30 protein-coding genes are annotated in these 25,724 nt (G+C 66.5%); 15 read left to right on the top strand and 15 right to left on the bottom strand.

Features of this window, described 5'->3' with window-relative positions:
* The first annotated feature begins 79 nt into the window (after positions 1-79).
* From JIP62_RS04620 to JIP62_RS04575, 10 genes are all read left to right on the top strand, one after another.
* On the top strand, positions 80-1,210 hold the full coding sequence (locus JIP62_RS04620; protein WP_201103740.1) for a Re/Si-specific NAD(P)(+) transhydrogenase subunit alpha: 1,131 nt from the start codon (positions 80-82) through the stop codon (positions 1,208-1,210).
* A complete protein-coding gene (locus JIP62_RS04615) occupies positions 1,210-1,461 on the top strand; it encodes a hypothetical protein (protein WP_201103739.1) in 252 nt (83 codons plus the stop codon). Before JIP62_RS04620 ends, JIP62_RS04615 begins: the two co-directional genes overlap by 1 nt.
* Entirely contained in the window at positions 1,461-1,808 is a 348-nt protein-coding gene (locus JIP62_RS04610; protein ID WP_201103738.1) for an NAD(P) transhydrogenase subunit alpha, read from the top strand. Before JIP62_RS04615 ends, JIP62_RS04610 begins: the two co-directional genes overlap by 1 nt.
* Positions 1,805-2,095: a hypothetical protein gene (locus tag JIP62_RS04605; protein ID WP_201103737.1), complete on the top strand. Its 291-nt coding sequence runs from the start codon at positions 1,805-1,807 to the stop codon at positions 2,093-2,095. The genes JIP62_RS04610 and JIP62_RS04605 overlap by 4 nt, the downstream gene beginning before the upstream one ends.
* Positions 2,096-2,149: 54 nt before the next feature.
* Entirely contained in the window at positions 2,150-3,565 is a 1,416-nt protein-coding gene (locus JIP62_RS04600) for an NAD(P)(+) transhydrogenase (Re/Si-specific) subunit beta (RefSeq protein WP_201103736.1), read from the top strand.
* A gap of 33 nt (positions 3,566-3,598) precedes the next feature.
* On the top strand, positions 3,599-4,648 hold the full coding sequence (locus JIP62_RS04595; RefSeq protein WP_201103735.1) for an alpha/beta hydrolase: 1,050 nt from the start codon (positions 3,599-3,601) through the stop codon (positions 4,646-4,648).
* Between the two features lie 7 nt (positions 4,649-4,655).
* Complete coding sequence (locus JIP62_RS04590) at positions 4,656-5,492, top strand: ubiquitin family protein (protein ID WP_201103734.1); 837 nt, start codon at positions 4,656-4,658, stop codon at positions 5,490-5,492.
* Positions 5,493-5,639: 147 nt separating this feature from the next.
* Positions 5,640-6,065, top strand: coding sequence for a cupin domain-containing protein (locus JIP62_RS04585; RefSeq protein WP_201103733.1), 426 nt, complete (start codon positions 5,640-5,642; stop codon positions 6,063-6,065).
* 1 nt (position 6,066) lies between these two features.
* The gene (locus JIP62_RS04580) at positions 6,067-6,492 is read left to right on the top strand and encodes a DUF1801 domain-containing protein (protein WP_201103732.1); all 426 of its coding nucleotides are present in this window, start codon (positions 6,067-6,069) and stop codon (positions 6,490-6,492) included.
* A gap of 40 nt (positions 6,493-6,532) precedes the next feature.
* Positions 6,533-7,666 carry an acyltransferase family protein gene (locus JIP62_RS04575; protein ID WP_201103731.1) on the top strand — a complete coding sequence of 378 codons (1,134 nt, stop codon included), beginning with the start codon at positions 6,533-6,535 and terminating at the stop codon, positions 7,664-7,666.
* A 1-nt stretch (position 7,667) separates the two neighbouring features.
* Here the strand turns inward: JIP62_RS04575 and JIP62_RS04570 are convergent, their stop codons facing one another.
* A complete protein-coding gene (locus JIP62_RS04570; protein ID WP_201103730.1) occupies positions 7,668-7,895 on the bottom strand; it encodes a hypothetical protein in 228 nt (75 codons plus the stop codon).
* 89 nt (positions 7,896-7,984) lie between these two features.
* Between JIP62_RS04570 and JIP62_RS04565 the strand changes: the two genes are divergently transcribed.
* Positions 7,985-8,968: a helix-turn-helix transcriptional regulator gene (locus tag JIP62_RS04565; protein ID WP_201103729.1), complete on the top strand. Its 984-nt coding sequence runs from the start codon at positions 7,985-7,987 to the stop codon at positions 8,966-8,968.
* A gap of 15 nt (positions 8,969-8,983) precedes the next feature.
* Here JIP62_RS04565 and JIP62_RS04560 read toward each other — a convergent pair whose 3' ends face one another.
* Positions 8,984-9,700: a 2OG-Fe(II) oxygenase gene (locus JIP62_RS04560; RefSeq protein ID WP_201103728.1), complete on the bottom strand. Its 717-nt coding sequence runs from the start codon at positions 9,698-9,700 to the stop codon at positions 8,984-8,986.
* A gap of 136 nt (positions 9,701-9,836) precedes the next feature.
* Between JIP62_RS04560 and JIP62_RS04555 the strand changes: the two genes are divergently transcribed.
* On the top strand, positions 9,837-11,732 hold the full coding sequence (locus JIP62_RS04555) for an acyltransferase family protein (RefSeq protein WP_201103727.1): 1,896 nt from the start codon (positions 9,837-9,839) through the stop codon (positions 11,730-11,732).
* 110 nt (positions 11,733-11,842) lie between these two features.
* Positions 11,843-12,052 (top strand): hypothetical protein, encoded by a 210-nt coding sequence (locus JIP62_RS04550; protein WP_201103726.1) that lies wholly within the window; start codon positions 11,843-11,845, stop codon positions 12,050-12,052.
* 12 nt (positions 12,053-12,064) lie between these two features.
* Here JIP62_RS04550 and JIP62_RS04545 read toward each other — a convergent pair whose 3' ends face one another.
* Positions 12,065-12,757 (bottom strand): murein L,D-transpeptidase catalytic domain family protein, encoded by a 693-nt coding sequence (locus JIP62_RS04545; protein ID WP_201103725.1) that lies wholly within the window; start codon positions 12,755-12,757, stop codon positions 12,065-12,067.
* Between the two features lie 126 nt (positions 12,758-12,883).
* On the opposite strand from JIP62_RS04545, the gene JIP62_RS04540 reads away from it, so the two are divergent.
* A complete protein-coding gene (locus tag JIP62_RS04540; RefSeq protein ID WP_201103724.1) occupies positions 12,884-14,200 on the top strand; it encodes a metal-dependent hydrolase family protein in 1,317 nt (438 codons plus the stop codon).
* Here JIP62_RS04540 and lpxK read toward each other — a convergent pair.
* The 4 genes from lpxK to JIP62_RS04520 are packed head-to-tail and all read right to left on the bottom strand — an operon-like array spanning position 14,185 to position 19,002.
* Positions 14,185-15,189 carry a tetraacyldisaccharide 4'-kinase gene (gene lpxK, locus JIP62_RS04535; protein WP_201103723.1) on the bottom strand — a complete coding sequence of 335 codons (1,005 nt, stop codon included), beginning with the start codon at positions 15,187-15,189 and terminating at the stop codon, positions 14,185-14,187. The two genes, JIP62_RS04540 and lpxK, sit on opposite strands and share 16 nt — an antisense overlap.
* Positions 15,186-16,484 (bottom strand): 3-deoxy-D-manno-octulosonic acid transferase, encoded by a 1,299-nt coding sequence (locus JIP62_RS04530; protein WP_201103722.1) that lies wholly within the window; start codon positions 16,482-16,484, stop codon positions 15,186-15,188. Before JIP62_RS04530 ends, lpxK begins: the two co-directional genes overlap by 4 nt.
* The gene (locus JIP62_RS04525; RefSeq protein WP_201103721.1) at positions 16,481-17,161 is read right to left on the bottom strand and encodes a lysophospholipid acyltransferase family protein; all 681 of its coding nucleotides are present in this window, start codon (positions 17,159-17,161) and stop codon (positions 16,481-16,483) included. The genes JIP62_RS04530 and JIP62_RS04525 overlap by 4 nt, the downstream gene beginning before the upstream one ends.
* Entirely contained in the window at positions 17,158-19,002 is a 1,845-nt protein-coding gene (locus JIP62_RS04520) for an ABC transporter ATP-binding protein (protein WP_201103720.1), read from the bottom strand. Before JIP62_RS04520 ends, JIP62_RS04525 begins: the two co-directional genes overlap by 4 nt.
* Positions 19,003-19,133: 131 nt before the next feature.
* Between JIP62_RS04520 and JIP62_RS04515 the strand changes: the two genes are divergently transcribed.
* The gene (locus tag JIP62_RS04515; protein ID WP_201103719.1) at positions 19,134-19,799 is read left to right on the top strand and encodes a phosphatase domain-containing putative toxin; all 666 of its coding nucleotides are present in this window, start codon (positions 19,134-19,136) and stop codon (positions 19,797-19,799) included.
* A 3-nt stretch (positions 19,800-19,802) separates the two neighbouring features.
* On the opposite strand, the gene JIP62_RS04510 is transcribed toward JIP62_RS04515, so the two are convergent.
* The 8 genes from JIP62_RS04510 to JIP62_RS04475 all read right to left on the bottom strand — a co-directional run bounded on the left by JIP62_RS04510 (position 19,803) and on the right by JIP62_RS04475 (position 25,675).
* Entirely contained in the window at positions 19,803-20,024 is a 222-nt protein-coding gene (locus JIP62_RS04510; RefSeq protein ID WP_201103718.1) for a hypothetical protein, read from the bottom strand.
* The gene (locus tag JIP62_RS04505; protein WP_201103717.1) at positions 20,021-20,239 is read right to left on the bottom strand and encodes a hypothetical protein; all 219 of its coding nucleotides are present in this window, start codon (positions 20,237-20,239) and stop codon (positions 20,021-20,023) included. The genes JIP62_RS04510 and JIP62_RS04505 overlap by 4 nt, the downstream gene beginning before the upstream one ends.
* Positions 20,240-20,301: 62 nt before the next feature.
* A complete protein-coding gene (locus JIP62_RS04500) occupies positions 20,302-20,538 on the bottom strand; it encodes a DUF4170 domain-containing protein (protein WP_201104576.1) in 237 nt (78 codons plus the stop codon).
* 49 nt (positions 20,539-20,587) lie between these two features.
* Positions 20,588-21,382 (bottom strand): 3'(2'),5'-bisphosphate nucleotidase CysQ, encoded by a 795-nt coding sequence (locus JIP62_RS04495; RefSeq protein ID WP_201103716.1) that lies wholly within the window; start codon positions 21,380-21,382, stop codon positions 20,588-20,590.
* A complete protein-coding gene (locus JIP62_RS04490) occupies positions 21,379-22,725 on the bottom strand; it encodes a TldD/PmbA family protein (RefSeq protein ID WP_201103715.1) in 1,347 nt (448 codons plus the stop codon). Before JIP62_RS04490 ends, JIP62_RS04495 begins: the two co-directional genes overlap by 4 nt.
* A 49-nt stretch (positions 22,726-22,774) precedes the next feature.
* A complete protein-coding gene (locus JIP62_RS04485) occupies positions 22,775-23,173 on the bottom strand; it encodes an MAPEG family protein (RefSeq protein ID WP_201103714.1) in 399 nt (132 codons plus the stop codon).
* A gap of 8 nt (positions 23,174-23,181) precedes the next feature.
* Positions 23,182-25,011 carry a M14 family metallopeptidase gene (locus JIP62_RS04480; RefSeq protein WP_201103713.1) on the bottom strand — a complete coding sequence of 610 codons (1,830 nt, stop codon included), beginning with the start codon at positions 25,009-25,011 and terminating at the stop codon, positions 23,182-23,184.
* 37 nt (positions 25,012-25,048) lie between these two features.
* A complete protein-coding gene (locus JIP62_RS04475; protein WP_201103712.1) occupies positions 25,049-25,675 on the bottom strand; it encodes a hypothetical protein in 627 nt (208 codons plus the stop codon).
* Positions 25,676-25,724 lie beyond the last annotated feature (49 nt).

Genomic DNA, 25,724 nt, shown 5'->3' with positions numbered 1-25,724 from the left:
TCGCCTATCCGCTTTGACCTGACACCCCCGTTCCGCCTAACGTCGATCCGATCCTGATGACAGGAACGGGGAGATTCGCTTGGCCTTTGCCATTGCCGTGACCCGCGAGCGCCGAGACGGCGAAACGCGATGTGCCCTCACGCCGGAGACGGTGAAGAAGTTCGTGTCCATGGGCGCGACCGTCACGGTCGAGGCCGGGACGGGAACCGGATCGTCCATCCCCGACGCCGACTATGCCGCCGCCGGGGCGACCGTCGCCGCCGATATCGCCAGCGTGCTGGCCGGGGCGGACATTCTGTTGAAGGTGCGCGGGCCGACGGCTCAGGAAACCAGCGCGCTGAAGCCCGGCGCGATCGTGGTCGCCCTTCTGGATGCCTGGCGCGACAAGGAGACCGTCGCGACCCTGGCCAGCGCGGGCGTCACCGCCTTTGCCATGGAATTCGTGCCCCGGATCACCCGGGCCCAGGTTATGGACGCCCTGTCGTCCCAGGCCAATCTGGCCGGATACCGGGCGGTGATCGAGGGGGCCTATGCCTATGGCAAGGGCTTCCCAATGATGATGACGGCGGCGGGCACGGTCGCCCCGGCCAAGGTCTTCGTCATGGGCGTGGGCGTTGCGGGCCTTCAGGCCATTGCCACGGCGCGGCGTCTGGGGGCCGTCGTCACCGCCACCGACGTGCGGCCCGCGACCAAGGAGCAGGTCGAATCGCTGGGCGCGAAATTCCTGGCCGTCGAGGACGAGGAGTTCAAAAACGCCCAGACCGCCGGTGGCTATGCCAAGCCGATGAGCGCCGAATATCAGGCCAAGCAGGCGGCCCTGACCGGCGAACACATCAAAAAGCAGGATGTGGTCATCACCACCGCCCTGATCCCCGGCCGGGCCGCGCCCGTCCTGGTCACCGCCGATCAGGTGGCGACCATGAAGCCGGGTTCGGTCCTGATTGACCTGGCCGTCGAGGCAGGCGGCAATGTCGAGGGAGCTCGGGCGGGCGAGGTCATCACCACCCCGAACGGCGTCCAGATCGTAGGCCATACCAACCTGCCCGGCCGGATCGCCGCCGATGCCAGCGCCCTCTATGCCAAGAATCTGGTCGCCTTCGCGGGCCTGCTGATCAAGGACGGGGCCGTGGCCCTGGACCTGGAAGACGAGATCCTTAAGGCCGCCGTCGTCACCCATGGCGGGGCAGTGGTGCATGAGGGGCTGCACTGATGCTTTCCGAGAATTTACGCCAGTTTTTACAGGCTATCGCTTGGTGTTTGATCTTTCTTGGCCTCGTCTTGGTGCTGATTTCGGGTCTTCGCGAGGTTGGGCTCATGTCGCCCCCTAGCATCACCGTGAATGGTGATCCGATCTCGACAATCTTAACACTGCTGAGCAGGGCAGCGGCCGTTGTCGTGCAAGGTGGAGTTTTGCTCGTCTTGCTAAGCATTGACGAGCGCATTCAAAACAGAGGTGCCTGATGGAACACGTCGATCCCACCATCTTCCGGCTGGCCATCTTCGTGCTGGCGATCTTCGTCGGCTACTATGTCGTCTGGAGCGTGACGCCGGCCCTGCACACGCCGCTGATGGCGGTGACCAATGCCATTTCCAGCGTCATCATCGTCGGTGGGCTGATCGCGGCGGCGGCGGTGTCGCAGGATGTCGCGGGCCCCAACGCCTGGATCGCCAAGGGCGCGGGCGTGGCAGCGGTCACCCTGGCCTCGGTCAACATCTTCGGCGGCTTCATGGTCACCCGGCGGATGCTGGCGATGTACAAGAAGAAGGAACGGCCCGCCAAGCCGGTCGAGGCTACCCCCGCGTCATGAGCTTTCAGCCTGCCCAGCTCGCGCTGTTCGCCTCGTGGATCGCCACGGGTCTGGGCATGGCCATGTGGCTGTGGACCTGGGTGCGGGAAAAGGATCCGATCAAGCGGCTGCGCTTCAGCGACTGCGGCGTGGTGCTGATCTTCGCCTCCATCCTGACGCGGATCGTGGTGCAGGAGCGGGCCATGAGCGTGTTCGACTGGGCCATGGTCTTCGTCGGGCCCCTGTTCATCACCGCCGCCCTGTGGCGCCTGGCCCGCACCGCCTGCCCGCCGGAGGGGCGGTCGTGAACTGCCAATCATCCAGACTACCGATTTCGACCGACTGCTGGGGGACCTGACCACATGAACGCATCCATCGCGGCCCTGGCCTATCTGGTCTCCGGCGTCCTGTTCATCCTGAGCCTGCGGGGGCTGTCCAGCCCCGAGACGAGCCGTCAGGGCAATACCTTCGGCATGATCGGCATGGGCGTGGCCATCGCGGTCACCCTGCTGACGCTGTGGGCCAGCGAGGCGCTGGATCCGCTGACACTGGGCCTGATTGCGGGCGGGGTGATCGTCGGCGGTGGGGCAGGGGCCCTGATCGCCAAGCGCGTGGCCATGACCGACATGCCGCAACTGGTCGCCGCCTTCCACAGCCTGGTCGGCATGGCGGCCTGTCTGGTGGCGATCGGCGCCGTCTATGCCCCCGATGCCTTCGGCATTTCGGACGGGCTGGGCGGCATCAAGGTGCTGTCGATCGTGGAACTGTCGCTGGGCGTCGCCATCGGGGCTATCACCTTCACCGGCTCGGTCATCGCCTTTGCCAAGCTGAACGGCAACATGAGCGGGGCTCCGATCATCCTGCCGGCGCGGCACCTGATCAACATCGGCCTGGCCCTGGGTCTGATCTTCCTGATCGGGATCATGATCGGATCTGGCGGCACGGCTGTCTGGGCCTTCTGGGGGGTGTTCCTGATCGCCCTGATCCTGGGTGCGACCCTGATCATTCCCATCGGCGGGGCCGACATGCCCGTCGTGGTGTCGATGCTGAACTCCTATTCCGGCTGGGCGGCGGCGGCGCTGGGCTTCACCCTGGAGAACATCGCCCTGATCATCACCGGGGCCCTGGTCGGGTCGTCGGGCGCGATCCTGAGCTACATCATGTGCAAGGGCATGAACCGCAGCTTTGTCAGCGTGATCCTGGGCGGGTTCGGCGGCGAGACGGCCGCGGCGGGCGGCGGGGCCAAGGAGACGCGCCCGGTCAAGCAGGGCAGTGCCGAGGACGCCGCCTTTATCATGAAGAATGCCTCCAAGGTCATCATCGTGCCCGGCTATGGCATGGCCGTGGCCCAGGCCCAGCATGCGCTGCGCGAAATGGCCGACAAGCTGAAGGAGGAGGGGGTCGAGGTGAAATACGCCATCCACCCCGTCGCCGGCCGCATGCCCGGCCACATGAACGTCCTGCTGGCCGAAGCCAACGTCCCCTATGACGAGGTGTTCGAACTGGAGGACATCAACAGCGAGTTCTCATCCGCCGACGTGGCCTTCGTCATCGGCGCCAACGACGTCACCAATCCCGCCGCCAAGACCGACCCGACCAGCGCCATCTATGGCATGCCGATCCTGGACGTCGAAAAGGCCGGCACCGTCCTGTTCATCAAGCGCGGCATGGGCAGTGGCTATGCCGGGGTCGAGAATGAGCTGTTCTTCCGCGACAACACCATGATGCTGTTCGCCGACGCCAAGAAGATGGTCGAGGGGATCGTGAAGGGGCTGTGACGGTAGGCATTGCTTGGGGGAAGCGCGTTGATCATGCTGCGACGACCTTTCTCGCATCTACTCCTCGTGATCTGCATGGCGGGTGCCGCCTGTGGCGAAGCCGGTCCAGTCGGCGAACCTGACCGCACCGGGCAGGTTGGACCGGCCAACCCCATCCCTGGGCCCTCCGTCCGCGTCGACGTGCCCAAGGTCGAACGCGAAGGCGTGTGGCAACCAGACGCCGACGGGACCCAGATCCCGCTCTGGCCCGCCAACGTCCCTCTGGCCAAGCCGGACAGCGGCGATCGGCCTGAGGCGACGGGGAACGGTTCGCCGACCGTGGGCGGGCGGAAGTGGCACTGGGCCACCTATGTCACCCGGCCGACCATGACGATCTATCGGCCGAAGGGGCGCAATACAGGGGCCGCGATGCTGGTGTTGCCCGGCGGCGGGTTTTACGCCGTGGCGATGGATTTGGAAGGCACCGAAATCTGCGACTGGGTCGTCCGGCAGGGCATGACCTGCGTGGTGCTGAAATACCGGACACCGCAGGTGTGGCCGAGGGAGAACGGCCGCCAGCGGCGACCGGACATCCTGCTGGGTCTGGAAGACGCCCAGCGCGCGATGGGACTGCTGCGCGAGCAGGCGGATGACTATGGCATCGATCCGAACAGGATCGGCGTCATCGGCTTTTCTGCCGGTGCCTATCTGGTGACGAACATGAGCAATACCCAGGCGCGCACCTATCCGCTGACCGATGCAGCGGACCGGCAATCGCCCCGGCCGGATTTCGCCATCGTCGCCTATACGGCCCGCGTGCTGGACAGTGGCCGCCGGCGCAATGAGCTGGAACTGGCGCCCTGGGTGGACATCAGCCCGAACGCGCCCCCGACACTGATCCTTCATGCCATGGATGATCCGGTCGACGACGTTCGTCACCCAATGGCATATGCTCTGGCGCTGAACGACGCTGGTGTGCCGGTCGACCTGCGCCTCTATGCCAGGGGCGGCCACGCCTTCGGGCTGCGCGCCACCGCCGATCCGATCACGCGCGAATGGCCGGGACAGGTCGAGCAGTGGCTGCGCTCGCTCGGCATGCTGTGAGCGTCGCATGACCCGCGCTTCCGCCGCTCGCCGTGCGCGTCTGCTGCATGCGTCGGGCCTGATCGTCGCCATCCTCGGGGTGATGCATGGAGCCCTTCAATGGTGGGGTGACGGTGCGTGGTTCAGGCGCGACTTGCCGGAGGCCCCGCTGGTCTGGTGGGCTGTTCCTACGGATCTGGTTTTCTGGACCTTCGGCGTCTGCGCCATGTGGGCCATCGTCGCCGGCTTCGTCGCGGATCAGACCCGCAAGGGAGACCGCCCGCGCTGGTGGCTGGGCTACCCCGGGGTGGCCTTGATTGCGGTCGTTTCCCTGGCCTCAAGCTATCTTGCCTCGCGACCCGGCATGGCGCTGTTCCCGGACGGTGTGATCCTTCGAGAGGGTGTGTTTCGACCGCTGGAGACGCTGCCCCGCGACAGTCTTCGTGCCCTCGTCGTCGAATGCCGCATGGTGCGTCGGCCACGCAGCGTACGCGCCGACGATCTGATCGATCTTCCGGTTTTCCATCTTGTCCCGAGTGACGGTCGCCGTCTCCGCCTGGGCGGTGTGCGCGGCGCGGGGATAGGCGAGCTGTCCCAGGCGCAATGGCTGGTGGCGATGCGTCAGTTCTCGACCCTGCCGCGGCTTATCGAACATCGCTCTCAGGCGTGTGTGGACAACGTCGTTTCCCGTTTTCCTCAGGCGGATCAGGCCTTCGTCCGACAGCTGTTTGCACAGCCTTCGCCCATGCCGCAGGAGCACATCGTGTGCGCGCCCGGCACCTCGATGGCCGACGGCGGCTGCGTCAGGGTGCCCCTGGCTCCCGGCCCGCCCAGACCGGTCCGCATACCGCCCGCCGCCGGCTGACGGCGGCCTGTCACCCATGGCCGGTTGTCTGACCACCCGACCGCAATTCGGATCGCGCATTAGGAGAGCCCTTGCCGAAAACGCTTGGGCTAAGGCGCGACATTCGCCAGTCTTCACCGGTCAAAACAGGACCGAATCCGCAAACCCATGCTCACCCCTGCCGAGATCATCAATCTGCTGCAGCTGACGCCCCATCCGGAGGGCGGACATTATCGCGAGATGTTCAGGGACCCGCGCGAGGAGCAGGGGCGCTCGGTGGGGACCTCGATCTACTATCTGCTGGCGGCGGGCGAGGCGTCCCACTGGCACATGGTCGATGCGACCGAGATCTGGCACCACTATATGGGCGAGCCGCTGGAGCTGAGGATCGCCGATGCGGGCGGCGTGCGGACGGTGATCCTGGGTGCCGATCTGGCCGGTGGGCAGCGGCCGCAGGCGGTGGTTCCGGCGGGGGCCTGGCAGGCGGCGCGGCCTCTGGGCGACTGGAGCCTGACCGGATGCACCGTGGCGCCAGGGTTTGTGTTCGAAGCGTTCGAAATGGCCCCCGAGGGCTGGGAGCCGGAGGTGAACTGACATGGCCGAGCTGAAGACCCAGGCGAACGATGCCAGCGTCGCCGATTTCCTGGCCGCCGTCGAACCGCCCCAGCGCCGGGCCGATGCCCAGGTCGTGTGCGATCTGATGGCCGAGGTCACGGGCGAACCACCGGTGATGTGGGGCCCTGCGATCGTCGGCTTCGGGCGATATACCTATCGCAATGCGGCAGGAAAGCCGGGCGATTGGATGCGGATTGGCTTTTCGCCGCGCAAGGCGAACCTGACGCTGTATTTCATCTCGGGCTTCGACGAACACGCCGAGCTGCTGGCCCGGCTGGGCAAGCACAAGACCAGCGTCTCGTGCGTCTATGTGAAACGGTTGGCGGACATCGACATGGATGTCCTGCGCGAGTTGGCGGAGCAATCGGTGGCCCTGATGCGCGCCAGGTATCCGTCCGAAGACTGAGCCTCTATCGCCACGGGTTTGGCGGCGCTATCACGCGGTCGTGAACCCTGTCGCCGAACCCAAGATCGCCGTCCCACACGCCCGCCGGTTCGAGGCGCTGGATTCCCTGCGTGGGGTCTGTGCGGTGCTGGTGGTGATGTTCCACATGCCGGTGGCCAGCCATTGGCGGGACTGGGGCCTGGTTCAGCACGGCTATCTGTTCGTCGACTATTTCTTTGTGCTGTCGGGCTTCGTCATCGCCCATGCCTATGCCGGTCGGCTGAAGACGCCGCGTGACGCGGGGCGGTTCATGGTGCGGCGGCTGGGGCGGGTGTGGCCGCTGCATGTCCTGATGCTGGCGGCCTTCATCGGATTGGAGCTGGCACGGCTGTGGTTCGATATCGATGCCGCCACCCCGTTCACGCGGGACCGGTCGGTGACGTCGATCTTCACCAACCTGCTTCTGATCCAGGCGCTGAATATTCATCCCTATCTGACGTGGAACGGCCCGGCCTGGACGCTGAGCGTCGAAGTGGCCTGCTATGTCGTGTTCGCGGCCCTGGTCCTGTTCGTGCCGTGGCGAGAGCGCGGCGTATGGCGGGTCGTCGGCGCGGTTATGGCCGTGATCGGTGCGGTGCTGGTCGCGACCCAGGCCCCGCGCTGGATGAACACCACCTATGACTATGCCTTTCCGCGCGCCGTCTATGGGTTCTTTCTGGGCTGTCTGCTTCAGGGGGTGTGGACGGCCATTCCCCGGCTGAAAGGCCATGCGGCCACCGCGCTGGAGGTGGTCACGGTCGTGGCGATTGCCGCCTTCATCGCCTGGGCCCAGGGTCCGGTCGCGGTCTGGGCGACCGTATTGTTCGTGGGGGTCGTCTGGGTGTTCGCGGGCGAGGACGGTGCCCTGTCGCGGCTGTTGGACACCCGGCCGCTGGTCACCCTGGGGCGCTGGTCGTTCGCCATATATATGGTGCACATGTTCGTGCTGGTGGTGCTGCTGATCGCGGCGCGAAAGCTGGACTGGATGCCCGGCGGACGGCGGATCGACTTCGGATCGGTGTGGATCAACGACCTGTTCGCTGTGGCCCTGTTCGTCGGCATCGTCGGCCTCGCCATCCTGGCCCACCATGGCGTCGAGCGTCCGGCACAGAGGCTGGTGGACCGCCTGACCAGGCCGGCAAGCCGAACGCCTTAGATCAGGCCGCCATGCGGAAGTCGGCCATCGGCTGAGGTGCCGCATGATACTCGTCCCACAGGGCGTCTTCCTCGACATAGCGGGCGGCGGCGGCGGTGATGACGTCCACCACCTGTTCTTCCAGCCGATCCCAGATGATGGCCAGGTCGGTATGGCCCTCGGCCTCGCAAGGGACGATCAGATAGCGGCTGGCGGCGATGGAGGCGTGGGGGGCGAAGGCGGAAGCCATGAAAGTCTCCTGAAATCGATGTGCCGTCTCGGTGATCGTGTTATGCAGCCCCGTTACGACAGTTTCGGACGTATCGGGACGGGCAGGGCATGCGGCACGACAAGGCGGTCATGGTTATCGAACTGGCCCGGCGCCTGGCGGCCAGCGCCGAGGGCCTGACGCTGGACGAGATGGCGCGTGAAATGGACGTCGGGCGTCGCACGGCTGAACGGATGCGGGATGCCGTCCTGATGCTGTTCCCAGCGGCGGAGGAAGTCTCCGATCCCCCCAACAAGCGCTGGCGCATCCGTGGGGGACTGTCGGCCTTCGAACAGGCCCCGACCACGGGCGAGCTGGTCGAACTGTCAAAGGCGGCGCAGGGCCTGAGGGCGTCAGGCGAACAGGCGCGGGCGACGGCGCTGGAGGGATTGGAGCGCAAGATCAAGGCGGCGATGCGGTCCACCACCCTGAACCGGCTGGCCCCGGATCTGGAGGCCCTGGTCCGCGCCGAGACGATCGCCATCCAGGCTGGGCCGCGCCCGTCGGCGGATGAAGCGGTGCTGAGCGGGATTCGCAATGCGATCCTGGCCGGTCGGCCGCTGGACTTCACCTACAGCCGGCCGGGAGCCGAGGCGCGGCGGCGCAGCGTGGCCCCCTGCGGCCTGATGTTCGGCCGGGCCAACTATCTGGTCGCGGCGGACCGCGAAACGGCCAAGATCCAGACGTTCCGACTGGATCGGATGAGTGCGGTCGAACCCGGCGATGGGGTCGCCTCGCCGCCGCAAGAGTTCGACCTGGCCGTTTTCGCCAACCGGTCCTTCGGCATCTATCAGGATCAGGTCGAAGACGTCGTTCTGCGCGTGGATGCAGCGGGGGCGGGTGAGGCCAGGGGCTGGCGCTGGCACCCGACACAGGTGCTGGAAGATCAAGCTGACGGCGGCGTCGTGGTGCGGTTCACCGCCAGTGGGATGCGCGAACTGGCCTGGCACCTGTTCACCTGGGGCGATCAGGTCACGATCGTCGCTCCCGAGCGTCTGCGTCAGGTCATGGCCGAAGAACTGGCGGCGGCACAGCGGGCGATGGCACGCCGCTGAGCGCGGTCGCCGCCGTCACATCATCGGTTCGGGCTTGGCCTTCTTGCCGGTGAACAAGCGCTTCAGCTTCTGATGGAAGCTGTTGTTCGAAGACTTGCGTTCCAGGGCGTCGGCATCACGAAGCCAGGTCACCTGGATCACCCGGCGTTCCCCGACGAAGGGCCGGTGACCATGCCAGGAGTTGTCCGAGCGCGTGAAGGCGAACACCGTGCCGTTCAGCGGCGGCACTTCCAGCGCATAGGGCTCGAAATTCTTGCCGTCATAAAGGACGCGCAGGCTGCCCCCCTGGGTCTTGTCCCAGCTCTCGTTCAGATACAGCAGCATGGTCATGACCTTGCGCTCTGAATCGGTGTGGATGTGGCCTTCCTTGCCGTGGGACCAGCGGTGCATGGTCACAAGACGCGGATAGGCATGCATGTCGCGGCCGAATTTGCGCGACAGGGCTTCGGTCAGTTCCGGCCCCTTCAGCTCGGCGTCCAACTGCTTGAACAGGGGCGACAGCGCCTCGGGCTCGACCGTGATGTAGCCGTTGACGGTAATGTCCGGATAGGCGGCGGCCAGTGCCTCGGCAGCGCCGGGGAACAGCATGTCGCCGACCAGGACGTGCTGATAGGGTTCGGAACTGGACGGCGTGGCATCCAGCGCCGCCAGGTTCAGCAGCGGTCCCTGATATTCGGGCGCGTGGCCCTGCGTGGACTGGGCGACGTCGGGGGCGGCATGGGCGGCGGACATGGCAATACCTGTTCCAGACTGCGCGGACTGAGGGCTGGAATTGCCAGTTTCGGCCGGTGAAGTCCATCGCAGCCCAGAGCAAGCCCCTGGCATTCCCTCGTTCGCCGCCTCGCAACGGCGTGTTAGGCACAAGCCCATGAGCGCAGAATCGAACCTGGCATCGCCCATCCATCACCGCAGGGCTGACATCCAGGGTCTGCGGGCGGTTGCCGTGCTGGCCGTGGTCATCCACCACGCCTGGGCGGGGCTGTTGCCGGGCGGTTTCGTCGGGGTCGATGTCTTCTTCGTGCTGTCGGGCTTCCTGATCACCGGCATCCTGATGCGCGAACTGGATCAGCGGCAGTTCTCGCTGACCGGCTTTTACAAGCGCCGGATCCGGCGGCTGTTTCCGGCCCTGTTCCCGGTGCTGGCGTTTTCGATGATCTGCGGGCTGATCCTGCTGTCGCCGACCGCCCTGACCGAGCTGGCGCTGACGCAGTTCTTCACCAACCTGTTCGTCTCCAATCTCGCCTTCATCCGTATCAGCGGATACTTCGACCCGGATGCGGCGCTGCGGCCCCTGCTGCACACCTGGTCCCTGGGGGTTGAGGAGCAGTTCTATCTGCTGTTTCCGCCGCTGCTCCTGGCAGTGCACCGGTTCGCGCGGCGGCTGCTCTGGCCGGTGCTGCTGATACTGGCCCTGGTCTCGCTGTACGTGGCCCAGGACTATGTGGCCAATGATCCGGTCAAGGCCTTCTATCATCCCTTCGCCCGGGCCGTGGAGCTGCTGATCGGAGCCCTGTGCGTCGGCGTGGTGCGATACGTCCGGCCGCGTCAGCCGATGCGCCAGGTGCTGTCCTGGCTGGGGTTCGCGGCGATTGCCGTCAGTCTGTTGGTGCTCAGCGACACGACGCCATTTCCGGGGCTGTGGGCCCTGATGCCGTGTCTGGGTACGGCGGCGATGCTGGTGGCCACGGGCGGTCAGGCGAACCGGCTGCTGGAGGCGCGGCCTCTGGTCGTGGTGGGGGACATGTCCTACTCCCTCTATCTCTGGCACTGGCCGCTGCTGGTCTATGGGCATCTGGCGTTTGGTCTGTCGCCCTGGGTGACGGCGACGGCGGTGGTGCTGTCTTTCGGTCTGGCCTGGGTGTCGCGGCGCTATGTCGAGGAACCCTGGCTGGATGGCCGCATCAAGCCGGTCTGGTGGCCGGCCCTGGCCGCGACCACGGCTTCCATCCTGATCTGCGTCGTCGTCTATAATCTGAACGGTGTGCCCCAGCGGTTCGCCGCGCCGGAGCAGGCCCTTTTCGCCGCCGCCCAGAACTACAACCCCGATCGCGATCGGTGTCACAAGCGGTCGAACGGGACGCTGCCCTATGCCGAGACCTGCCGTTACGGCGCTGCCGGGTCGGCACCGGCCGTGGCCATCTGGAGCGACAGCATCGGGGCCGAACTGGCTCCTGTTCTGGGCCGGGCCTTGGGTGAGCGAGGGCAGGCGCTGCGCTCCATCACCGCCTCGGGCTGTCCCGCCGAGGTAAGTGACCGCACCGACAACTGCGGTGACCATAACCGCCAGATCATGGCCGCGATCACCGCAGACCCGGACCTGCGGACCGTGATCCTGATGGCCCACTATGTGGGGCACGCAGCCGACCCGACCTCGGGCATGCCTGACACCATGCTGGCCGCGGCAGATCAGTTGCGAAAGGCGGGCAAGCAGGTGGTCATCATCCTGCCCATTCCCTCCTACGACTTCGACCCTCCGTCGGAGGCGGGACTGGCGCTGCGGTTCGGGCGCGATCCAGAAAGCCTCGGCATGGCGCGAGCCGACCACGATCGGGCGACGGGTGCCGTGGCATCCCATATCCGCGCCTTTGCCGCGCCGCGCGGCATCACGGTCGTGGATCCGGCGGACCTGTTCTGCGATGCTGCACGCTGCCGCATCTATGAGCCGAACCGCGGCCTGCTGTATTTCGATGGCACCCACCCCAGCCTGGCCGGGGCGCAGCTTTTCGTACCGGGCCTGATGGCCGTGCTTCAGGACGCTCCATAGGATCGGCCGGCGACCCTGCGCTTTTCTGTATCAATCCAGAGTTCGGCGTGTTTGATTCCGATCGGACTCGGCGGTGCTTCCCGACTGCCGATTTTGCAGGAAAGACCGACATGGAACCGCTGAACCGCCCCCAGGCCATCATCGACTTCTGCTTGGCCCCGCTGGAACTGGATGGAAAGAGCGAGGCCGAACGCGAAGTGCGTCGCCGCCTGGAGCACGTCATCAGGACGTTTCAGTTGAAGGCGGCCAAGCCGGTCAGCGTGGATTTCTCTTCCATGCCGTCACAGGTCATCAACGAAGCCGCCCACGGCAACGAATAGACGCTAGGCGGCTCAGGCGAAGGCGAACAGCAGGCGGCCTTCGCCCATCCGCTCGCGCAGGCTGGGCAGGTCTGCATGCGCGACCGAGAAGCAGCCGTACGACCGGCCCAGCTTGCCCTCTCGGGCCAGGAAGTCGGGATCGGCATAGTCGGCGCCGTGCACGATGATGGCGCGCTCGCGGGCCTTGTCGTTCGAATACTCGAGGCCATCGAGAAGAATGTTGGGGCCCTGCTGCGGGCCCCAGCTGGCCCCGGCGGTGGCGAACGCCCCGATCGAGGACATGTAGCTGTCGGGTGTGTTCGAGAAGTCGGCGGCATATCCGGTATGCGCCGGATCGGAACCGCGTCCGTGGCTGGTCCGCAGGGCTGTCACCCGGCCCGCGACAAGATCGACTTCATACAGTCGCGGCTCACCCGAGTGGCGCTTGAAGTCCACCAGATACATTCGGTCGCGCAGGGGAACCCGGCGGTGGTGGATATCCAGGGCCGCCATGGCCCGCTCCATCAGATCCTTGCGAACCAGATTATTGGGATCCAGCGGCGGCGGGATTTCTGGACCGGCGGTAGTGACGATCATCGGCGGGCGCGGCTGCACCGCGACTTGCGGGGTCGTTCCGGCCGCTTGCACGGTGGCGACAGCGCCCGAAGAACATCCGGCCAGCATGGCCGAACCGCCCAGTATCAGTCCTCGTCTCGATAGCCGCATGCGACGCCCTTCGCGCGGTTTCACCACAGGTGACCGTTTGTTTCAAAACCGGACCGGCGTTTCAACCTGAGCCTTGGCGGAATCGGTCCGGTCGTTATGGTGCAAGCCTTGTTCCGGGAGGCGACCATGAAGACCCTGACCCTGGCCCTTGCTGTGTTCGGCCTGTTCGCAACGGCGAGCCAGGCCCAGCAAACCCCCTCGCAGCCTGCCGTTTCGCCCGAGGCACGAACGCAGTTCGTTCAAGTGGGTCAGCTGCTTGCGGATCCGTCGAACGGCGTTGTGCTACGCAATAAAACTATTGTGATCACAGGGAACCAGGTGGTCGAAATCCGCGACGGCTTCGTCGGGGAGGGGCAGGTCGTCGATCTGCGCGACCGTTTCGTCCTGCCCGGACTGATCGACAGCCATGTCCATCTGACCAGCCAGCAGAGCCCCACCGGGCGGCTGGATGTCGTCACCCGGACCGACGCCGACCGCGCGATGATCGGTGCAGGATATGCGCGTCGCACCCTGATGGCCGGCTTCACGACCGTGGCCGACCTTGGCGGACCGAACGAGGCAGTCTTCGCCTTGAGGGCCGGCATCGCACGCGGCGACGTGGTGGGGCCGCGCGTGATCGCGTCGGGCTCCTCAGTTTCGGTCCATGGCGGGCACGGCGACGCCAACGGCTATCGCGACGACGTGCTGCACATTCTGTCACCGGAATCGGTGTGCTCGGGGCCTGATGACTGCATGCGTGCGGTCCGGACGCAGGTGCGTTCCGGTGCGGACATCATCAAGATCACCTCGACGGGCGGCGTCCTGTCCAACACGGCCGCTGGCCTGGGGCAGCAGTTCACGGATGCGGAGCTGGCCGCCATCGTCGAGGTTGCCCATCGCATGGGCCGTCAGGTCACCGCCCATGCCCATGGCGCGGACGGCATCAACGCCTTCCTGCGAGCGGGCGGGGACTCCATCGAGCATGGCACCTATCTGGACGCTGAATCGATCCGCTTGATGCGCCAGAGCGGCGCCTGGCTGGTGCCGACCCTGCTGGCCGGGGACTATGTGGCGCGGGTGGCGTCGGGTCCGGACAACTTCTTCACCCCGGCCCAGACCGCCAAGGCGCTGGAGGCAGGGCCGCGGATGCTGGCCATGGCCGGGCGGGCCCATGATGGCGGTGTGCGCATTGCCTTTGGAACCGACAGCGGCGTCTCGGCTCACGGAGACAATGCCCAGGAATTCGCCCTGCTGGTCCAGGCGGGGCTGACGCCTCTGGAGGCAATTCAGGCCGCCACGGTCGGCGCTGCCGAACATCTGCGGATTTCGAACGAAGCGGGCCGGATCGCGCCGGGCATGCCGGCCGACCTGATCGCGGTCGCTGGCGACCCCCTCAGCGACGTCACCGAACTGGAGCGCGTCACCTTTGTGATGAGGGGCGGTGTGATCTACCGCGCCGACTGAAGCAGGGCGTTGAGGGCCGCCTCGTCGTCGAATATCGCCCGAACCGGCCAGACGGCGACCCTCGCTCGCCACTCGGGGGGCAGCCGAACCCAATCCTTTTCCGTCGTGACCAGCCCGGCCTCGAACAGCGCGGACCTCTGAGCCAGAAGCTCCAGGTCGGGTTCCGAATAGGCCGCATGGTCAGGAAAGGGCACGAAGTCGACGAGATCGCATCCAGCAGCGATCAGGGCCCGCTCGACCTTCCACGGTTTGGCGATGCCGGCAAAACCGACCTGCGGCCCTGATGGTGGCGGGGCGTCAGCCTTCAGCCGGGCAATGAAGACCGGCAGGGGCGCGAAGGTGGCGGTCAGGTCAGGGTCGGCCGCCTCCAGATCGGCAGGCAGCAGGATGACCACCGCATCGGCCCGCGCCAGCCCGGCCCGCAAGGGCTCGCGCATCGGGCCGGACGGGAAGACGGAGCCGTCTCCGAAAGGCCATTCGTCGTGGCGCGTCTCGCCATCCACGACGATCAGGTTGAGGTGCTTCTTCAGGATCGGGTTTTGATGGCCGTCGTCCAGCACGACGATCTGAGCCCCGTTCTGGGCCGCTGCGCGCGCGCCTGCGACTCGATCGCGCGCAACCCACATCGAAGCGTCCTGAGCCAGCATGATGGGCTCGTCGCCGACGTCCAGGGCCGTATGTACGGACGGATCGACACGCACCGGTCCGGCCAGCGTGCCGCCATAGCCGCGCGAAAGGCCATGGGCTGCAAGGCCGCTCGCGTTCAGCAGGCGCAGAACCTCGCGCGCGACCGGCGTCTTGCCCGATCCGCCGACCGTCAGATTGCCGATCGAGATGACAGGCACCCTCGCATCGGTGGGGAGGGTTCGGGCAATGCGGCGGGCCGTAACGCCAGCCCAGATCCAGGACAGCGGCTTCAGCAGCAGCCGGGTCATCGGCGCATGGTTTCGATCGCGCCTGTACCACCAACGCGGCGTCGACAGCTTCATTGGCGTGCCTTCCTGGCGGGGGCGGCGGGCAACAGGGGGCTGATGGCCGTCCACAGGACATCGACCCCGGAGCCGGCCTCGGCCGCAGCCCGCCGACCGTTTTCGCCCATGGCGCGGGCCAGAGCCGGGTCGGCCAGCAGCGGTGCGACAAGCCCCGGCAGATCGCTGAGGGAGGCGGCGATGGCCAGACCACCGGCCTGAACCAGCGAATGGGTGACCGAGGCCCAGTTGCTGCAGTCTGGCCCGGCGACCGTGGGCTTGCTCAGCCGTGCAGGTTCCAACGGATTGTGCCCACCAACGGGATCCAGCCCCAAGGCCGGGCCGAAAGACCCGCCCATGACGACGACATCGGCCAGACGCAGGAACAGGCCCATCTCGCCCAGGGTGTCGGCGATATAGAGATCTGTTTCGCCCGTCAGAGGCTGACCCAGCGATCTTTGGGCATGGGCATAGCCATCGCGTGTCAGGGCCTGGGCGATGGCCGCCGCCCGCTCGGGATGGCGGGGCACAAGGATCAGGCACAGGCGGTCGGCCAGATGGTCCAGGGCGCGGACCAGAGCCAGCTCTTCGCCCTCGTGCGTGCTGGCGGCCACGACCACGGGCCGGTCGCCGATGGCGGCGCTGAGCGCTGTGAAGGCTGCCGCGTCATGGGGCAGGGGGCCACCCGCAAGCTTCAGGTTCACCTCGCCATCGACCCGTCCGCCCAGACTCTGCAGACGCGCCGCCGATGCAGCATCCTGAGGCAGGATGCGGTCGAACGCGCCCAGCAGCTGACGCGCGGCGGCCGGAAAGCGGGCCCAGCCGTCGGAGCTCTTTTGCGTGATGCGGGCGCTGGCCAGAGCCAGAGGAATGCCGCGGTCACGCGCCGCCAGGATCAGATTGGGCCACAGCTCGCTCTCGACAAAGACGCCGAGTGACGGCCGCCAGTGGTCCAGGAAGGCGGCGGTCGCAGCCGGACCGTCGATCGGGGCGAACTGATGGATCACGCCCGGTGGCAGGCGACGCGACAGGATCTGGGCCGAGGTCAGGGTGCCGGACGTCACCAGGATCGCAAGGTCGGGCCGGGCGGCCCTGGCTCGCTCCACCACCGGCAACAGCGACAGCGTCTCGCCCACACTGACACCGTGCAGCCAGATCAGCGCGCCGTCCGGGCGGGCGACACCGGCAATACCCAGACGCTCATCCACGCGCCGAGCGTCCTCCTTGCCCTGTTTCACGCGGGCGTCCAGCAGCCGCGGTGCCAGCGGCTCGAACAGGCGGGTCGCCAGTCGATAGGCCTTGAGCGCCAGGCTCACGTCAGGCCCGTGATCGCGTCGGCCCTCGCCTCGACCGCATTCAGGCGTGCCGTCCAATCCAGCGCGACCTGTTCCGGATCGGCCCCCTTGGGATAATCGACGCGATCCCAGACGATCGCCCCCCGGCCAAAGGGCCGCGGGATGATGTTGCGATCCCAGGTCTTGAGGCGGAACGCGGGATAGCAGGAGATTCCCAGCATCAGGACCGGCGCGCCGGACAGCTTGGCCATGACGGGCAGGCCCTGGCCCATCTGGTTGGCGGGGCCGCGCGGGCCATCGGGCGACAGGGCGACCCCGCCCACCTTCAGTTGACGCAGGATCTCGCGCACCGCGATGGCACCGCCTCTTTCACCAGCGCCGTCGCCCTTCTTGGCCGAAGATCCGCGAATGGCCGGAAAGCCCAGATGTCCGATGGCGCGCGTCATGAACTGTCCGTCGCGGCTGAGCGACACCAGGGCCTTTGCCGGCGTGGCGCGATCTTGGGGCCAGCTGGCCGCAGACAGGGGACCGCGGCAATGCCAGAAGGCCACCAGCACGCCTCCGCCCTGAGCCCAGACTTCCTCGGCCAGATGCTCGTTCTCGCGCGTCCAGCGGATGGTGGCGAAACAGAAGCGAAGCCACACCGCGATGATCCAGGCCAGAATGGCCTGGATGACAGGATTGTGCAGCGGTCTCATGCCACGGTCTCCACGCTTGGTGCAGGCTCTCCGTCCAGGGATTGAGCGCGGGCCAGACGGGCATACAGGCCGTCCTGGGCCGTCAGCGCCTCATGCGTGCCGGTCTCTACGATCCGGCCGGCAGAGATCACATGAATCCGGTCCGCCCGGCGCACGGTGGACAGGCGGTGGGCGATCATCAGGGTGGCGCGACCGGCCATCAGCCGCTCCAGGGCCGCCTGAACTAGGGCTTCGCTCTCGGTGTCCAGGGCGCTGGTGGCCTCGTCCAGCAACAGAATGGGGGCATCCTTCAGGAAGGCGCGGGCGATGGCGATGCGCTGGCGCTGCCCGCCTGACAGTCGCATCCCAGCCTCTCCGACACGGGTGACATAGCCCTCGGGCAGGTCCTGAATGAAGTCGTGCGCAGCGGCCGAGCGCGCCGCCTCGACAATGTCCGCCTCTGACGTGCCGGGGCGCCCATAGGCGATGTTCGCCGCGACCGTGTCGTCGAACAGGAAAGGCTCCTGAGTGACCAGGGCAATCTGGTCGCGGAGATCGTGCAGCCGCACCTGGCGGATGTCGTGCCCATTGATCCGGACGGTGCCTGCCGTAACGTCGTAGAAGCGCGGCAAGAGACTGAGCAGGCTGCTCTTTCCGCCACCGGACGGGCCGACCAGGGCCACCGTCTCGCCCGCCTGGACCGTCAGGGAGACGTCCGAAAGCGTGGGCTCGGCGCGGTCTGTGCCATAGGCGAACGAGACATGTTCGAAGGCCACCGTGGCTCGGCCGGGCAGCAGGCGCACGGCATCGGGAGCCTCGCGGATCTCGGGCTCGATATCCAGGGCGCGGAACAGGCGCTGGGCCGCCGTCAGGCCCTCGCTCATGACCGTCTGCAGATTGGTCACCTGACGCAGCGACTGGCCGGCAGCCATCAGCAGACCGATGAAGGCGGCAAACGCCCCCACCGTCATCGCCCCGTCCCGCGCGCGCCATCCGGCATAGGCCATCACCGCCGCGACGACGATCATGGACACCAAATTGCTGAACGGACCGGCAAAGGCGCGGCTGTCGGCCGATTTGATGATGTGCCGCTGACGCCGGGCAACGACCGCGCCGACGCGGGCCTCCTCGGCCGCCTCACGGTTTTCGATCTTGATCAGGCGGACCCCGTCCAGGTTTTCCATCAGCGCGGTGGACAGGTTCTCGGTCTCGGTCATGGCTCCGCGCGTGGCCTTGCGCGTGCGCTTGGAAAACCGGCGCAGGATTAGGCTGACCAGGGGAACGCCCAACAGGACGATCGCCGTCAGCTGCCAGTCGATGAAGGCCATCGAGACCAGAACGGCAATCAGCGTCAGGCTGTGCTGGGTGTAGTTGACCACCCCGTTGGTGAACGCCTCTCGCACCAGGTTGGCATCGAACAGGACACTGGAGACAAAGGCGCCCGAGTGCTGGCTGCGTAGCCGGGCCAGGTCGGCGCGGATCATGGCGCCGAACAGGCGTATCTGGATGTCGCCGACAATGCCGTGACCCAGGCGGTTGACCAGCGCGGCCTGTCCCAGCGACGCAACCGTCCAGACCAGGCCCACCAGCACGATGACGATCGGAATATAGATCATCCCCTGGCCTGGCGGGATGTCGATGACGCCCCACAGGCTGAACGGGCTGTCGACGTTGACGAACAGGCCGTCGATGGCCGGTTCCAGCAGTTTCAGCGTCAGCGCCGCCATCCCGCCGGCAACCGCCGCGCACAGCATGGAGGTGAACAGCCGCGCCTTTCGCGTGGACAGGTAGTCGCGCCAGATCCGCAGCAGCAGCGGGCGCAACGGTTCCTTTTCTTCGTGGGCGGCAGGCGTGGTCGTCATGGCCCTTCGGTCGGACGTGACGCGGGCCAAGTCAAGCGCGGCGTGGACGGGAGATGACGCTGAATCGCGGTGTTGCCCGCCGTTGAACGGACCAGATGACGCCTGCGTGCCGATGGGCTATCTGCCCCGCCATGACGCGGTTCGATCTCTCGACACCCTGGGGGCGTTTCAAGGCCCACTGGGATTATTTCTGGACCGATCACGCCTTTCTGCGTCTCGCCTTTTCCAACGCCCATTGGCTCGGACCGGACCTGGTGCGAACCAACCAGCCTTCACCCCGGCAGCTGGAGGCGTGGAAGGCCAAGGGGATCCGCACGGTGATCAACCTGCGCGGGGCGCGGGACGAAAGCTATTATGCGCTGGAAAAGGATGCCTGCGCCCGATTGGGACTGACCCTGATTGATGCGCCGCTCGACTCGCGCGACGCCCCGGGGCGCGACCGCATCCACCGGGCGCGCGACCTTTTCCGACAGATCGAATACCCGGTTCTGATCCATTGCAAGTCGGGCGCGGACCGTGCCGGGATGATGGCGGTCCTGTATCGCCATTTTCACCTGGGCGAGCCCATTTCGGTAGCCATCGAACAGCTGTCCAAGAAATACCTGCACCACCGCGAAGGTCTGACCGGCGTGCTGGACTTCATGCTGGAAAAATACATCGCCGAGGTGGAGCCGACCGGCGTGAGCTTCATCGACTGGATCGACAGTGCGGCCTATGACCCCAAAGCTATTCGTGCAGAGTTCAAGGCCGGATGGTGGGGCACGGTCCTGACGGACAAGATCCTTCGCCGGGAATAGAGGTCAGCCCCAGGGCCCCTTGCGCGACGATGGATGCGGCGGCGGGGCGCCCTCGGATGCCTCTTCGGCCAGACGGCGGGCCTTGCGATCGGCCTCCCAGCTGCGGAACCATGACAGCCAGCGCTTCTCGTCGCGTAGCACGAACATCCAATAGACCAGCAGGGTCAGCATGCTGACCAGGCTGAACACTCCCATGGTGTCCAGCGTCGTTCCGAATACAGTCACTGGCGTGGCTCCGAAGGGTCGGCAGGGGGAAACGGGGACTGAGGGGGCTGCACAGGGGTCTGCGGCGCATCCCCTTGCGATGTAACCGGGTCGTTCCAGGCCGTGTCCTGGTCCAGACGTTGCTCAACGGGACGGGCCGGCCTGCGACGCGTGGCCCACAACACAATGCCGACCCCCATCGCGATCAGGGCCAGGACGATCAGAGTGGGGGCCATGTCACGTCTCCTGCGGTTTCAATCCCATCTGCAAAGCGTCCTTGCAAACGGGCCGTTCCCGCTCAGCCGTGGCTGGCGTCGCCGCGAGGGTCGATCATCCGGTGCGCATGAAGGATGAAATAGCGCATGTGGGCATTGTCGACGGTGGCCTGGGCGCGGGCCTTCCACGCCTTGCGGGCCTCCTCATAGTTCGGAAAGGCACCGACGAACTCGACCTTGGACAGATCGCGAAATACCGGGGCATCCAGGTGACGCAGCTCTCCGCCGATCACGAGGTGAAGCAGTTGGGGATCGTCCATCTTGGGGGCGTCTGACATGGCAGGGTCTCTCAAAAAGGGGGGGGACGGGCTATGGGGCCAGCGGGATAGGCCCTGTGCGGCGAAGGATCAACGGGTGCAGCGCCGGCGCCGAGCAGACAAGGCTGGCCTGGCGAGGGTCCGGGCGGTTGAAAACCCAAGACCGGCCGTGGTGATCGCTGACCCTGGCTCCAGCCTCCTCGGCGATAAGAGCGCCGGCACACACGTCCCAGTCCCACTTCGGCGTCAGGGCTATAGTCGCGTCGAAGGCGCCTGCTGCCACGAGGGCCATGCGATAGGCCAGGGCGTTCCGCTTCTCGAAGCGCATCTCCGGCCAGGGCTCGGGCCATTGCGGTCCTTCCATCAGCCGGGCGTCGGCCAGGACGGCGGCGTCATCCAGCGTATCGGCGTCCGAGGCGGCAATGGCTCTGCCGTTCAGGCGCGCGCCCCCGCCCAGGGTCGCCTCGAAGGTCTCGTTCAGCATCGGGGCATGGATGACCGCCGCGACCGGACGCCCGTCTTCCACAACCGCGATGGGCACGCACCACCAGGGCTTTCCCTTCATGAAGGCGACAGTCCCGTCGATCGGATCGACCACGAAAACGCGCGCTTTCGACAGCCGCTCTGCGCCGTCCGGTGTCTCTTCCGACAGCCAGCCATAGTCGGGGCGCGCGCCCAGCAGACGATCCTTCAGAAAGGCATCGACGGCCAGATCGGCACTGGTGACGGGAGAACCCCCGGACTTGGACCAAATCTTCAGCCCGGCCTCCCGCTCGGCCACGGCCAGGGCACCGGCGGCGATGGCAGCTTCGCGTATCAGATCAAGATCGTCAGCCAGGGCATTCATTTTCCAGCGATAGCCACCGCATCGAACATCAAGGAGGGCACGTTGAAGCCACCACGGAACTCCAGGTCCGATCCGCGCTCCATCCGCAGCCACAGTTCGGTCAGCTTGCCCGCGACCGTGATCTCGCTGACCGGCCAGGCGATCTGCCCGTTTTCGAACCAGAAGCCCGACACCCCCGCCGACCAGTCTCCGGTATTGGCGTTGAGCGAAGGGCCGAACATGGAAGTGATCAACAGGCCGGAGCCGGCGTCGGCCATCAGCGCGGCCTGATCCCGTTCACCCGGCTCCAGGTGCATATTATGACCCGCGACGCCAGCAGGACCAGCGGCCCCTCGCGACGCATGGCCTGTCGACACGAGACCAAGCTGGGCGGCCGATGCACTGTTGAGCAACCAGGTGGTCAGGACCCCGTCGTCAATGATTGATTGGCGCCTGACTTCGACGCCCTCGTCGTCATAGGGCGTAGAGGCCATGCCGCGCGGACGGAAAGGGTCGTCGACCAAGGTCGCGCCCGGAGCCAGCACGGCCTGTCCCATGCGGTCCTTCAGAAACGAGGTGCCCCGTGCAATCGAGGGGCCCGATATGGCCGACAGCAGGGGTGACAAGACCTGGCCTGCCACGCGACGGTCGAAGATCACCGGGGCGGTCGTCGAGGCGATCTTGCGCGGCCCCAAACTGGCGACAGCCCGTTCCCCGGCCACCGTGCCGATGGCGACGGGCGACGGCATGTCGGACAGGTGGCGCAGAGCCCGGCTTTCGCCGCCCCGTTCCATGGCCCCGTCCTTTTCGGCGATCACGCCAGCGCCCAGTGAGAACACACTGCCCTGATGCACACCGTCGAAGCCGTGTGACGTCAGCAGCCGCCACCGGGTCTTGGACACAGAGGCGTGGCCTCCCTCCGACCGGGCGACGCCGGGCACCGCCAGGGCCGCGGCCTCGACCTCTCGTGCCTGCGCTTCCAGAGCCTCAGCATTCTGATCGCTGGGGTCATAGAGATCCAGATCGGGGAAGGGGCCGCGCGCCAGCCAATCCTCGGGGGCCAGTCCGGCGTAGGGGTCTTCGGGAGCCAGCCGGGCCATGGCGACGGCCCGCTCGACCAGACGGGCGCGGGTCCCCTCCGACAGGTCCGAGGCAGAGACCGTAGCCTGTCGACGGCCCACGAAGACTCTCAGCGACAGGTCGCGCGCTTCCTCGCGCTCCACATCCTCCAGAGTGCCATTGCGGACCCCGACGGACAGGGACTGGCGTTCAGAGGATACGGCCTCCGCGGCATCGGCACCGGCGTTGCGGGCCGCCGTGATCAGATCGTGAAGGAGGGCGGTCGAGGGTGAGGCATCGGACATGCCCCGATATGGCGGGACCGGGGCCATGCTGCAACCGCGCGCGGCCTGCTCAGACGAAGGCGTGCACCACCAGCATCGATCCTGCCCCGATCAGGGCCAGGAAGGTCATTGCCATGCCAGCGACCCGCCCAGCCGTCGGGCGTTTGTCGCTCAGGCTGACGGCATGGACCACGCGACCGGCCAGCAACAGGCCGCCGATGATGTGAATGGCCATGGCTGGCATGCCGAGCAGTGCCAGCAGGGCCAGGGCTGCGATGCCGGCGGGAATGTATTCCGCTGCATTGCCAAAGACCCGCCCGGCCAATGTCACCTGAGCCACGCCCCCGTCTCCGAGCAGGACCCGATGCGATCGTCGGGCCATCACGACGCGAACAGACAGCAGCACCAGCAGCAGAACCAGCAAACCGCTCCAGAGGGAGGCGGCCTGAGCGGCTGTCATATCGGGCATGTCCACCCTCAGTTCTCTCGCGCGATCGGATAGAGCCGATACCGATCATCGGCGAACGGCGTCCTTTCATAGAACCATTGCAGGCGAGCGTCACCATTGGCAGCAAAAGCGGGATCGGCGGCCAAGCGGGCCTCGAACTCGGCCTTCAGCGCAGGATCGGCCGCCAGCATGGCCTCGGCGAGCGGGGCGATGGCATAGCCCTCGATGTATTCCACCCGATTGAGCACTTCGGTGATCATGCCCCAGGCAAAGAAGCTCTCGCTGGACTGCGGCTCCAGCAGCAGCACCACGACGTCCCCCAGAGGCTGATCCGTCGGAATACGCACCGATCCGGCCGGCCAGGTCCAGTCGCGTTCCACCGGTGTGACCGAGGTTACGGTGACGGCAACGTGCGCTTCGTTGGTGCGTGTCGCCAGTACCGGATCGTTCAGGCGCAGCATCTGGACCGGAACGGTTCGGGGTTCGGCCAAGGTCTCCATCTGAATGCCGTGGAGGCGAAGCCGCGCGATCAGGTCGGCCCGATGCGCGGGCACCCAATAGGCGGTCGGCCGGTCCAGCATCAGGCTGGGCCGCGAGCCATAGAAGGGCATCTGCCACAGTTCGGGATCGGCTTGGCCAAGCCAGCGGATTTCCTGACGGCCCGAGGCGGGGCTGTCGTAGGTTTCATAGAGGATACCCTTGAACGCACGGGTCTCGACGGGCGTGGGATCGGAGACGAAGTTGGCGGGAATCTGCTCCGGCCTCAGCGCCCGGTCGGCCGCAATGGCAGTTCGCAGCCCGGCCCCCTCCGTCGCAAGCAGCGTGAGGGCGGTTTCCAGGAAGACATAGGTGCCCAGCACCCGCTGCTCGTGCGGCTTCAGGCTGTGGTTCTCGATCAGAATGGTGGGCACATGGGCCGCCGAGCCCCAGCCATTCGAGAAACGCTCGCCCAGTCCGCCGTCCGACAGGCCCGCACGGGGATTGGCGTCGTCGATCCCGAAGACCAGCTGACCCGGAATATGGCCCTGAGCCTCCAGGGCAGCGTTCATGACAGGCTTGAAGGCCGTATCCAGCCAGGTGGCTGTGGCCGGACTGCGCGAATAGGCTCCGTCCTCGCCGTTATAGCCGTAGGTCACGTCGTACTGGTAATCCATGCCGTCGGTGACGTGGATGTCCACATAGAGGTCGGGCTGATATTTCAGAACCAGACCCCGGACGGCCTGCATCTCGGCCTGATCCAGCTTCATGTAGTCGCGGTTGAGGTTCTGGTTGGTGGCAGTATTGCGCCAGCCCTGGATGCGCGGACCGCGCTGGTTCGGCCGGGAATAGGCGGAAGCGCGTTCATGCCCGTCGACGCTGAGGATCGGGATCAGGATCAGATTGACCCCGTCCAGCAGGTCGTCACGGCCATAGAAGGCGATATCGCGCAGCAGCATCATGCCCGCGTCCTTGCCGTCGATCTCGCCCGGATGGATTCCGGCCTGCGCCAGAAGGACCGGCTTGGATGGATCAAGGGTCTCGCCGTCTTTGGACGCGACGACGGCATAGATCGGCCGTCCCTCGGGCGAGGTGCCGAACACCTCGATGCGGATCAGGTCGGAGGCGGCGTCCAGCCGATCGAACCAGGCCCGCGTGTCCGCGTAGTCGGGCGAGAAATCATGCTCGGCGTCCGCTTCGAACGCCGTCACCCAGGGGTCGGACGCATCGCGAAGGAGGGCACGGCTGGCCCCGTCCCAATCAGGGGCGGGCGGCAGGAAGGGCTGGTCCCAGGGCGCGGTGTTGGGCAGGGTTTGGGACATGGCGGGGCTCACGCTACTGACAAGGGCGGCCAGGGCCGCAGAGAAGAGGAGGGGGCGCATGGGTCTTCGTCGGCCGATCCGGGCTGTCTGGCAAGCCTCAGCCACCACCCAAGGCGGGCGACCAGGCGCCTGAGGCGATCAGCATGGTCCCGGCGCGCAGCATGTTCCAAAGCGTATAGGCCAGAACGACAAGAAGCGCTGCAGCGACCACCTTCCGGGACGGAGCAAAGGCGGCTGTCGCCGTCCCGAAGGCAAATATGCAGACCCCGATCGCCAGGCGCGGTGACCAGATGGCGGCCCACTCGGCGTCCCACAGCGCCAGCAAACCCAACAGCACCCACACCATGGCATTGGCCGCCAGCACGCAGCCGAAGACCAGGCGCCGGTGGACCCAGAAATGCTGATCGAGATCGATGCGGGTCGCCGCGCCCTCGGCATTGACGCGAGGAAAGGTCACGCTGGCCGCCACGTAGAAGGTGGCGGCGATAACCAGGCCGACCAACAGCAGCGCCGGGTTGAAGGGGGCTCCGCGAAAGAACATCCAGGCCTGGTTCCAGAAGGTCGCCAGATCCAGGGCCACGAACAGGGCCAGCAATGGTGTCAGCCAACCGAACTGTACGCGGTGGCGCTCATGCAGCAGCCGCGCGAACCCGCCGACCAGTTCGGCCACCGACAGGCCAAGCAGCAGCCCGTAAAAGCTGAAGAAGAATTCGAACGCGCTCATCGTGGCCCTCCCCGACGCGATTCACGGACGCAGGCTATGGCTCCGTCGA

It is taken from the genome of Brevundimonas vitisensis (genome assembly GCF_016656965.1).
In the GTDB taxonomy this organism is placed as follows: domain Bacteria; phylum Pseudomonadota; class Alphaproteobacteria; order Caulobacterales; family Caulobacteraceae; genus Brevundimonas; species Brevundimonas vitisensis.
The sequence above is the reverse complement of the archived record's forward strand: the minus strand, read 5'-3'. Positions and strand labels throughout refer to the sequence as shown.